We start from the raw sequence: 10,323 nt of genomic DNA on the forward strand, positions 1-10,323 counted from the left end.
TGGGAGTGGTTTCAACAAGACATATGAAAAAGGGATTTAAGCAAATTAGCTTGTTGCTCATTACCCTGAGCTCAATTTCTATATATGCACAGCAAGACCCTCAATTTACCCAATATATGTACAATACTATGAGTGTGAATCCTGCCTATGCAGGGTCTAATGGATATCTTACCGCTCTGTTGTTACATCGTTCCCAATGGGTAGGGGTAAATGGGGCACCAAATACTCAAATGTTGGCGGTAGACTCGCCTTTGGAAAATAAACTTGGTATAGGTGGGATAATATCCCGTGATGCGTTGGGGCCTTCTTCAGAAATAGCTGTGGATGGAAATGTCTCTTACACCATTCAGTTGGATAGTGCCAACAGAAAACTTTCTTTTGGGATGAAGCTGGGCGGACGCATTTTTGATGTGGATTTCTCCAAAGGACTTACCGAGGACGCCGATATGGCCTTTCAAAATAATATTAAGAGCAAATTTTTCCCAACCATTGGAGCAGGAATATATTACGATTCCGGAAAAGGGTATTTGGGGTTTGCCATACCTAATTTTATCTCTCAAGAACATTATGATGGGGGAGAACAAGAAATAGCCACAGAGCGATTACACTACTATTTTATTGGTGGGAAAGTGGTGGATTTGACCCCGGATGTAAAATTGAAACCTGCATTCTTTGTTAAATGGGTACCCGGTGCTCCGATCATCGCCGATGTTTCGGTGAATGCAATGCTTCGGGAAACCTTTACTTTTGGTCTGGCTTACCGCTGGGATGATTCTTTCTCTACCTTGTTGGGAATGCAAATCAATCCAAATTTAAGCGCAGGATATGCTTATGACCTCACTACATCCAATTTGGCAAGCTACACGGGAGGGTCTCATGAATTATTTGTTAGGTATGAGTTTAAATCTTCCCAAAAACAAAAGGAAGCACCTACATTTTAGATAGCCATACTGTTCGATTGTAAATAGTCTTTATCTTTAACTTTGCACTGGTAAACATGCTATTAAAATTGATGCGCTATGGAGAGGAATGAACTATACCCCGTTTTTTTAAAAGTTTCAAACCTGAATATATTGATTGTCGGAGGAGGGAATGTTGGATTGGAAAAATTGACTTTTCTACTAAAATCAAGTCCCAACGCCCAAGTTCAAATGATAGCTCCCGAATTTTTGTCCGATACCATGGAACTGGCAGAAAAGCACAATGTGGAAATTACCAAGGATGTGTATTCGAAGAAATATTTGAAGGGAAAACATTTGGTGGTGGCATGCACGGATAAACCTGAAGTGAACGAGCAGGTATACCACGATTGTAGAAGTTTGAACAAATTGGTGAATGTGGCGGACAACCCGCCGTTCTGCGATTTTTATATGGGAGGAATTGTGACCAAGGGCAATGTGAAGGTTGCCATCTCTACCAACGGAAAATCCCCTACCACGGCAAAAAGATTGCGTCAGTTTTTTGAGGATGTAATTCCTGAAAATATAGATGACCTTGTGAACAACCTGAACGAATACCGCAAAACCTTGAAAGGCGATTTTGAGCAAAAGGTGGAAACCTTGAACGAGTTTACCAAAGGTTTGGTAAACAAAAAAGATTGAACAGTTTTTACAATCGTTTCATGGCCTCTATCAAATTATCCTTTTTTCTGGGTGAAATATTGACCTGCATATCATTGTTCATTATAAGGTAGCCTCCTTCGGACTTAATATACTTTTTAACCTTTTTTAGGTTGATGACATAGCTGTTGTGAATTCGCATAAATTGATGTTCAGAAAGAAGGTTTTCATATTCTTTTAAGTGTTTGCTCACCAAAAGTGTGTCATTGTTCTCAAGAATAAAACTAGTATAGGAACCATCGGCTTTACAGGCTATAATATCGTCAATAGCTATAAATTCCATTCCAGCGGTAGTGGCCAAACAAATTTTTTCCGGTCTGGTGCTACCCTTGGATATACTTTGCATTAAGGTGTCCAATTGCTCCCTGTACACGTTGGTATCCATTCGGGTTCTAGCTTTTTCTACAGCGTCTTGTAATTCATCTAGATCAATTGGTTTGAGTAGGTAATCGAGGGAACTGAATTTTATGGCTTTGATGGCATATTTTTCGAATGCCGTAGTAAAAATAACTTCAAAATTAGGGTCCTTAATTTGGTTGAGAACATCAAACCCTACACCGGATTGTAATTCGATGTCCAGAAATACAATATCGGGGCTGTAAATGGATAGAACTTTTACCGCTTCGTCCACAGAGCCGGCCATTGCAATTACTTGTACATCCTTGCAAAATTCCTCCAACATAGATTTTAGGGTTTCCCTGCTATGTTTTTCATCTTCGATAATAACTGCTTTTAAAATCATAGGGTTGTTTTTAGGGGTTATATATTTTTACTATTACTTTGGTTCCATTGGGTTGGCTATTCGAATCGTACTTGTCCACTATCACAACGGAATTTTTGTTTTGATTGTTTTCTTCGATCATTTTCAATCTTTTTTCGGTGATTCTAATACCGTGCGATTTTTCCTTTTTGTTCCTAAGCTTATGTATTTTATGGTGTCTTCCAATTCCATTGTCTTCGATTTCTATTACATAATGATCTCCATTGTTTAAAAATCGTAGATTCAATTTTTTTTCGCCAGCTTTTTTACCGATCAAACCGTGGATAAGGGCATTTTCCACAAAAGGCTGTATTAGCATCAAGGGAATTTCAATATGTTCAATATCAAGGTTTTGTCTATTTCTATAGTGTAATCAAAAGAATTGTCGAACCTCAAAGATTCCAATTCAAGATAGGATTTTAAAAGATTTATTTCCTCGGTAAGGGGAACCATGGCCATATGTGAGCTCTCGAGTACATTCCTGGTTATTTTTGCAAATTTTGATAGATAATTTAAGGCGGATACTTTATCGTTCTGGATTATTAAATGTTGGATGGAGTTGAGGGAATTAAATATAAAATGCGGGTTCATTTGTGATTGTAAGGCACTTATTTCTTTTAGGGAGACTTCTTGTTGAAGTGTCAATTTGGCTTCGTACTCTCTCTTGATCTTATATGCCAAACCCCAAGAAAATAGTAGGATTTCAACCACTCCTCCAACAATCATTAAATATTGGTTGTTGGTAAACAAAAGCCCCAAAGCACCGGCCATATAACTAAAAGAACCGATAACAATAAAATAGGCAAGTTTATCTTTTGCCCTGAACAATAAGTAAAGCATGGACAATAGGCCGAACAAGGTCATTAGGAACCTTTGAAAATTTAGGATATAAAGTTTTACCGAGTACTTATCCAATCGAAAAGCAATAAAGTCTGATAGAATTACAGCAAGAAGAATTGGAATGATCAACACGAGCAGCGTATGTAGCCCCGGATAATTTTTTTTGGTTTCCAAATAATGTATGGCAAACAGAACATAAAATATATTGATAGCGACCTGCGAAACAACTATGAGCCAATAACCAAATTTTGTATCGGGAAGCGATACAGAAATATAAAAGCCTCCTAAATAGATTCCCAAACAAAGAACATAAAGGGAATAGAACAAGAACTCGAGCTTTAGAACCTTGAAGTAAATAACAAGAAAGGTTAGAAAGAAAATCAGGCAGGCCCCCAAGAAAACCTGATGTAAGGAAATGACCTTTAAGTCGGAGGAAGTGTAGTAGTGGGTGAAAAAACGATTGGAATCATTTGGTGTATAGCTAAATTCTACCCCCTTTGGAGTTAAATGAGCTTTTATCTTTAAGTACAAATAACGGTTTTCTATTAAATCGGATGTGTTGAAAGCAACACCATTGCTATACTTAAAAGAAAGCCTTCTCTCTGGACTATTGAATTTTCCAAATGCTTTTTGCTCAATGGCACCATTGTGTTGATAGAATAGTATGGCTTCTGAAAAATGTAACGTTCGTAACCTCCAAAGTTGTTGTGTTTCCAAGGTATTGATTTCGTTTTGAAAATCGAGGCGAATCCAATAGGAGGCATCAAGGTCATCTATGGAGCTGTCCGCTATCGGCTGGAATCCATAATTGTCATTCAATATATCATCAATCGTCAAATTGTTGTCGATATCTTTTAAGTATTCGGCGGTAATTTCATTTGTTTTACGGTCCAATAAAATGGTTTGGGCCGATACACATGTTTGTTGAACCATGAAGGCGCAAATAAAGAACACCAAAACCACAACCTTATTTTTTTGGTTGAAGACTGGGCTTTTGGAAGAAGTTAAAATCGACTTTTGTAATATAAAAATCCACAAAGGAAGAATGAGACTTTCATTGGATGGAAATTCATGATTTGTCGACTGAAGCATTTAAGAGGGGTAGTTTAATAAAAAGGTTTGATTGAATATTTTAAAAGATTTTTCCTTCAAAACATAGAGAATTGGATTATTTTTAATATATTTGTTTTACTGGATGGATACGGACTCAGCTTATTTACGGGCTGAGGGTAATAAGTATTGGAGTTTTTATCATAGTTTAAATAGTTGATTGAACAAAACCCTATCCAGGTCTTCTAAATATTTTTTGGTTACTTCACATGATGATGAAATGCCATTTTCATCATAATTAAATTAAGTTTCTTTTTGGGGGAAGGATAAACCACAGTCTCAAAACAGATATCCCATTATCTTAAATTTACAAAAAATGGGTTTATCAATTATTTTGAAACCAAAAAATAACTCACCATTTTCTTTTCTATTATAACTGTTGCGCAGCATAACCCCATACTTGCTTTCAGCTGAAGAAATTACTAATGGTGAGTTTTGTCAGATATACATTTATAAGTTTTGGGCCGCACGGTCTTCATCGCCAGAACCGAAGACAAGAACAATCTGTCCATGGTGCAGCCCAGTATTCAAATGATCATTGGTTAAATCTACAATGCTTTGTATTAAAACTTTTAGGTGATTTGACGTAGATAGGTTTTGGGTTTATGAATAGTCATTTTGGGTTTATTTATGTCAACTTAAACTTTGATTGAGGGAAAATGGGACTCCTATTACGGGAAAGTCCCATTTTACATTCACATTGGAGAACACAAAAAAAATTGAACAATATTGTTTATGCCGTATGATATAGTTCATGATCTTTTTGTGGGGCTGAAGATTTGACGAGAGTTCTCTTTTTTGGCATTTTAGCAATAAAATGACCTTTAAAATCTATTGAAGCTATATTGCTAAAATAGCCAAGAACATCTTCGTAATCATTAATGTTTATCCCTGCTTTACTTAAGTTTTTACGTATCGGAGATTTGTTGGACGTAACACTCCAATCCCCACAGATTCTTTTGTCCTTTGATTTAATAATTAAAATCTTGATTTTTTTTAGGTGCCAATTTGGAACATAAAAGTTGGATACCCCATCTTTTATTGATTTGAACGTCACATATACCTTGCCTATATTTTTATATACGTTTACCGTATATCCCATCGTTGCATTGTTAAAAGGTAGTTTAAGGCAGGATTTATCCGATTCCAAATAAAATAGTATTGGATTTTCACGAAGTGTTTCTTCAGTAATTTGGGGGACATCCAATGTAAAAGACCAACCAGGTAATTGCTCTCTTATGTCAAATGATAAAAGTTCAACAGTATTGAGTGTCATTGTCCGGGACAACTCTTTACGACTTTTTACTGAAGAAGCTGATTTGTTTAAAAGATAAAGGGGATAGCCAATTATTACCGCCGCACATATCAATGTCCAAATAATGGTTAGCAAATGCATAATTATTTTTTTTGATTATAAATCCGGGAACCTTGAATCATGCCTCAAATAACAAAGAAAAATCCAACTCTGAGCCGGTTAATGGACGGATGGGCCTTCCCAGTTGACGGATGAAAATGAATCGATTAAACGTCTGTTTTTTTGGATGAAATGCACTTTATTGTAGATGTAACCATGTAAAAGTCAATCAAATGGATGCATAAAATGAGTTAACCCTTATAAAAGCGGACCGAATCCATTAAAATCATATTCCATTTTGCTTACAGAAACGGAAAGATTGAACAAACCGGGCTATTTTTCTTATGTGTCCTTGGTTTTTTCCAATTGGCCAATAACACCTAATACATCGTAGTTTGCGATTTTTCTAGTACTGTAATTTCTTTTTATGTGATTTATATAGGTATGAATTTCAAGGGTATAGTAGTTTTCAAGTTCAAAGATGGGGTCTTTGGCAATTTCAAGACTACTATTTACTTTCTTTTTGCCGTAAGCTCTAGCATGATATACAACTTTGTAACTATTGTTGTCTGTGTCCATCCATTCAATGGTTACTTCAATAAAATCATCCATCCTTTCCCTAAGCTTATAGGTCGCATGTTTGGGTATTTTTCCAAATTCATATTCGGATTTGACCAAATCCAAAATCCAATTTTCAAGAAAGTTATCTTTCATAATCATTAATTTTTCAGGTGTTCTGATTCTCTTTTTTAACCCTAGGGTCATTTTTATTAAATTTTCTTGAGGATGATTTTGTACTACTATCGAGTTTGGTTCAAAATTGACTCGATTGGATGCCAACATATGTTGAACATGTAATTATTAGCATCAAAGGAGGTTGGGATATTGAGGTTGAAGGCAACTGAATATTGGTGCTTTCCCTTTTATTGATTCATATTAAGTAGGTTTTTAAACCAATCGATTGTGCTGGTCCTTGCATCAATGCTTTGGTTGGAACCATCAGTATCAAATCCATGACCTGCATTTTGATAAAGATTGAGCTGGACATCTGCCCCTTTTTGCTGCAGTAACGAGTACATACAAAGAGTATTCTCCGTTAAATATCCATCTTCTGGTATTTGATAAAGAATTGGGGCATATGGGAAGTAAATGTTTTCTTCCAATGCATTTTCTTTGCAAGGATTTGTCCCCCAATATCCATATCCGGATGATCCACCATAATAAAAAACACCACCGGCAAAGCCTTGCTCAGGCTTCTGTATTGGAGACATTACACCGGAAGCTCCATCGTAATCTTTACCGTCGAAGCTTTGGGACCATTCCCAACCGCTAAGTGCGGCATTTGTATCGTAGAGTGTGGACATTAGTGCCGTTGCTCCATCGGAGAAACCCAAGAGCCCAATATCCGTAGGCCTAATTACCGAAGTTCCATCGCTGTACTTCATTTTTCTTAAAAGTTCCAAGGCGGCATTGGCATCTCCAGGGCGCACAAATTGGGAACTGATTTTAAAATTACCGGGAGCAGTGGTCCATTTTCCAGTTCTTTCGGTTACCCCTCTCCCAGAGTAACTATCAACAAAGGCAGAAACCATACAATTTTCTGCTAGGAGACTTCTCCACTCATTGTATTGGGATGAAAGAATCCCAGCTTGGGGGTCGTCATTTTTCCACATACCGCCAGATCCATGTAGTACAACTACAGCGGGAAAATTAGAATTTGAACAACCATCTGGTATGGATAAGTAAACAGGTATTCGAAAGTTGTCAACTAGAACGTTGACAATCGTATCCTTGGTTGAGGTCGTAATCATAACCTCCTTTACATCATTTCCAAATGGAAAATTGTTTTCATCATTGCTACAGGATAATTGTATTGCACAAAGACATAAAATGCCTAGCAATTTTAAGTTTTCGGATGTGTTCGGGAATAATTTCATAATCTTATAGTATTAATTAGAATTTAGTAGGTGCATGTACAATTTGAAATTCCTTGAAAAAGGTCAATCCCTAGCGTAATTATATGCGTACCGCTAGAATAGCCCAATATTTCGTTCATGATCACCTGATAGGAGTATCCAAAGTAAAAATCTCCCTTTTTGAGGCCTATTACAGGAGCGACATATAAAGGAGTTCCAAACTGATCGTTTAAAAACCGATACGTGAAGCCGGCATAATAGTAATCTACCATATCATACCATTTAAATTTGGTATTGATATCTGTTATCGAGCGACCATCATTTTCAAAATATTGAAAGAAGACAGAGGGCTCTATTTCAAAATCGTCCTTTCTGTGTTTTTTATATTGATAGCCAGCATATACAGCATAATTTCTCAATTTGTTAGGTTCAAAAATTGGGTTGAAATCCTTAAAGTCCTTGTTCAAAATATTACCAACGTTCAGACTTAAATAAAAACTACCGTTGCGATATAAAGTTCCAAGGTCAAAGTTTGGATTGTTGGAGGCTCGGTCATTCTCTATCCCCAAATCACCGTTGGGATCAAAGTTTTCAATATCGATCCTAAATTGGTTGAGGCTGAAAGCAATGGCAAAGGAAAAATATTGCTCATCATATTTGTCAATGGTCAAATGGTGCGCAAATGAAACCTTTCCACCTCTCTGTTTGGTTTCTCCATTCGAATCGTTATAAAGGACCATTCCAATACCTGATCTATTGCCCAAACGTACATCGGCGGACAAGGATTGGGTGTCAGGAGCGTCCTTAACACCTACCCACTGTGTTAACCCGTTCATGCGTACTTTGACAAAATCCCCGATTCCAGCATATGTTGGAGACATAATAAAGGGGTTGTCCGATAGATATTGGGAAAGCTGGGGTATGGTCAGTTCTTGACCTTTGGCCAAGCTCACATTTATCAATATTATCAAACTAATAAGCACTCTTTTCATCAATCAAATATTTATCTGTATAAGGTGAAATGACCAACAAACTCACGTGAAGTACTATCGTTTAATTTTACGATGTACCAATAATCACCAGATGGTAATGGTTTGGATTCGTATGTTCCATCCCATCCATTGTCCATTTTCCCCAATATTTTGATTTTACGTCCATATCTGTCAAAAATGAATGTTTCAGCATCTGGGAACAATTCAAGGTTCCTTGGCTTCCAATAATCATTTTGTCCATCATTGTTTGGGGTAAAAAAATCAGGTATGGAAATGTCCACAAAGTTCATGGTGATGGATCCGTGGGATTCACATCCTTTACTATCCACAACTGTTACTTCAAATGTTCCGCTTCTTTCAATGGTATAGGTGTTTGAGTCAGTTCCCGGGCCATTGTCAAAATAGTATGTGTATGGAGCGATTCCTCCATAGGCATTTGCAGTTATTTGATTGGCATAATCACTTGATAAGGACAAACCAACTGGTTCAATTTCATCCATGCTGAAAGGGATTTCGATCAAACAACCATTATTGTGCATAATCGATAGCGAATGGCTTCCAGCACCAATGTTTTTGAATTCTGAATTGAAAACAAAATCATTTGGATTAGTGGAATCAAGGGCATAAAGCACCTCTTGTTCAATGGAAGGGTCAGCCAATGTTACCAAAATTGAATTGGTTGGCATACCATCCTCACAGGAATATATGGGTTCAATGGTTGCTCCAAGATTAGGGCCGCCTGGTTGGATATTAAACTCAGCTGTTGATTGACAACCACTGTTATCGGTTATATTAATTATATAATTTCCGGGTGCCAAACCATCAATGTTAAAGTTGTTGTCGGTAAATAAATTTGGGGCCATTGAATTCAATTGAACTGTTAGTGGTAACTCCAAAGTTGCGGCAACAACATTCACAGATCCATCCATACTTTCCCAACAAGTTTCATTTTGAACTGTTGTAGTTATATCGAATCCAGTTACGGTAACGGTAAAACTAGATTCTGCACTTGGGCAAATACCTGTACTCGGATTATAAATAAATATGGTTTGAGAATTTGTTATGGTGTCATTGGCAAATAATACTGTTCCAGTTCCCCCACTTCCGGTAAAATAGGTACCATTGGTAAGCGTAGGTAGGACATATTGTCCACAAACTTCAACATTGGATAATGAATCAACGGTAGGCGGATCTTGTTCCGTGACGGTTACAGTAGCTGTTGCGTCGGTCGTGCACGGTGCCGTTGCCGCGACGGTATAGGTATAGACTCCCGCCCCTGCGAATGCCGGGCTCCAGGTTCCCCCGACCTCGGGCGTTCCGTTGAGCTGAGCGAAAAGCTGTGCTTCGGTGACTATGGTCCCCTCACAGATGGTCAGGTTGGCGTCTGTGCCTGCATTTGGAGCATTTACAATCGTCACGGTGAAGTTGCTCTCGGCGGAGCAGTTCGGTGTGGTGCCCGTCTCGTTGTAGGCGTACAGGGTGGTGGTCGTTGTTATGGCGTCCCCTGCGGACAGGGCGTTGCCCCCTCCTTTGGGGGCGTCGAAATAGTTGCCGTCCGTGAGTGCGGGCAGGATGTAGGAGTCACATGCGGTGACGTCCGCCGGTGCGTCCACCAAAGGTGTGTCGTTGATGGTCACGGTGAAGTTGCTCTCCGCGGAGCAGTTCGGTGTGGTGCCCGTCTCGTTGTAGACGTAGACGGTCATGGTGCTGTCCACCTCGTAGCCCACGGGCA

At 38.2% G+C, this 10,323-nt stretch carries 10 protein-coding genes; 2 read left to right on the forward strand and 8 right to left on the reverse strand.

Features of this window, described 5'->3' with window-relative positions; genetic code table 11:
• Positions 1–23 precede the first annotated feature (23 nt).
• A complete protein-coding gene (locus ACQQ5U_RS16760; protein WP_437399301.1) occupies positions 24–941 on the forward strand; it encodes a PorP/SprF family type IX secretion system membrane protein in 918 nt (305 codons plus the stop codon).
• 78 nt (positions 942–1,019) lie between these two features.
• Positions 1,020–1,601: a precorrin-2 dehydrogenase/sirohydrochlorin ferrochelatase family protein gene (locus tag ACQQ5U_RS16765; RefSeq protein ID WP_437399303.1), complete on the forward strand. Its 582-nt coding sequence runs from the start codon at positions 1,020–1,022 to the stop codon at positions 1,599–1,601.
• A 7-nt stretch (positions 1,602–1,608) separates the two neighbouring features.
• On the opposite strand, the gene ACQQ5U_RS16770 is transcribed toward ACQQ5U_RS16765, so the two are convergent.
• The 8 genes from ACQQ5U_RS16770 to ACQQ5U_RS16805 form a co-directional block, all read right to left on the reverse strand.
• Positions 1,609–2,361: a LytR/AlgR family response regulator transcription factor gene (locus ACQQ5U_RS16770; protein WP_437399305.1), complete on the reverse strand. Its 753-nt coding sequence runs from the start codon at positions 2,359–2,361 to the stop codon at positions 1,609–1,611.
• 10 nt (positions 2,362–2,371) lie between these two features.
• Positions 2,372–2,698, reverse strand: coding sequence for a hypothetical protein (locus ACQQ5U_RS16775; protein ID WP_437399306.1), 327 nt, complete (start codon positions 2,696–2,698; stop codon positions 2,372–2,374).
• A complete protein-coding gene (locus ACQQ5U_RS16780; protein WP_437399308.1) occupies positions 2,698–4,152 on the reverse strand; it encodes a histidine kinase in 1,455 nt (484 codons plus the stop codon). The genes ACQQ5U_RS16775 and ACQQ5U_RS16780 overlap by 1 nt, the downstream gene beginning before the upstream one ends.
• Positions 4,153–5,062: 910 nt before the next feature.
• Positions 5,063–5,725 (reverse strand): hypothetical protein, encoded by a 663-nt coding sequence (locus ACQQ5U_RS16785; protein WP_437399309.1) that lies wholly within the window; start codon positions 5,723–5,725, stop codon positions 5,063–5,065.
• A gap of 300 nt (positions 5,726–6,025) precedes the next feature.
• Complete coding sequence (locus ACQQ5U_RS16790) at positions 6,026–6,397, reverse strand: hypothetical protein (RefSeq protein WP_437399310.1); 372 nt, start codon at positions 6,395–6,397, stop codon at positions 6,026–6,028.
• A gap of 209 nt (positions 6,398–6,606) precedes the next feature.
• Entirely contained in the window at positions 6,607–7,620 is a 1,014-nt protein-coding gene (locus ACQQ5U_RS16795) for a dienelactone hydrolase family protein (RefSeq protein ID WP_437399312.1), read from the reverse strand.
• A 23-nt stretch (positions 7,621–7,643) separates the two neighbouring features.
• On the reverse strand, positions 7,644–8,591 hold the full coding sequence (locus ACQQ5U_RS16800) for a PorP/SprF family type IX secretion system membrane protein (protein ID WP_437399313.1): 948 nt from the start codon (positions 8,589–8,591) through the stop codon (positions 7,644–7,646).
• A gap of 11 nt (positions 8,592–8,602) precedes the next feature.
• On the reverse strand, positions 8,603–10,323 hold a 1,721-nt coding region (locus ACQQ5U_RS16805; RefSeq protein WP_437399315.1), incomplete at its 5' end, for a T9SS type B sorting domain-containing protein.

Source organism: Flagellimonas lutimaris, assembly GCF_051494225.1.
Classification (GTDB): domain Bacteria; phylum Bacteroidota; class Bacteroidia; order Flavobacteriales; family Flavobacteriaceae; genus Flagellimonas; species Flagellimonas lutimaris_A.

Bases quoted from the DNA above. Each gene is read 5' to 3' on its own strand.
- ACQQ5U_RS16760 (WP_437399301.1), top strand. From the start codon at position 24: ATGAAAAAGGGATTTAAGCAAATTAGCTTGTTGCTCATTACCCTGAGC.
- ACQQ5U_RS16765 (WP_437399303.1), top strand. From the start codon at position 1,020: ATGGAGAGGAATGAACTATACCCCGTTTTTTTAAAAGTTTCAAACCTG.
- ACQQ5U_RS16770 (WP_437399305.1), bottom strand. From the start codon at position 2,361: ATGATTTTAAAAGCAGTTATTATCGAAGATGAAAAACATAGCAGGGAA.
- ACQQ5U_RS16775 (WP_437399306.1), bottom strand. From the start codon at position 2,698: ATGCTAATACAGCCTTTTGTGGAAAATGCCCTTATCCACGGTTTGATC.
- ACQQ5U_RS16780 (WP_437399308.1), bottom strand. From the start codon at position 4,152: ATGGTTCAACAAACATGTGTATCGGCCCAAACCATTTTATTGGACCGT.
- ACQQ5U_RS16785 (WP_437399309.1), bottom strand. From the start codon at position 5,725: ATGCATTTGCTAACCATTATTTGGACATTGATATGTGCGGCGGTAATA.
- ACQQ5U_RS16790 (WP_437399310.1), bottom strand. From the start codon at position 6,397: ATGAAAGATAACTTTCTTGAAAATTGGATTTTGGATTTGGTCAAATCC.
- ACQQ5U_RS16795 (WP_437399312.1), bottom strand. From the start codon at position 7,620: ATGAAATTATTCCCGAACACATCCGAAAACTTAAAATTGCTAGGCATT.
- ACQQ5U_RS16800 (WP_437399313.1), bottom strand. From the start codon at position 8,591: ATGAAAAGAGTGCTTATTAGTTTGATAATATTGATAAATGTGAGCTTG.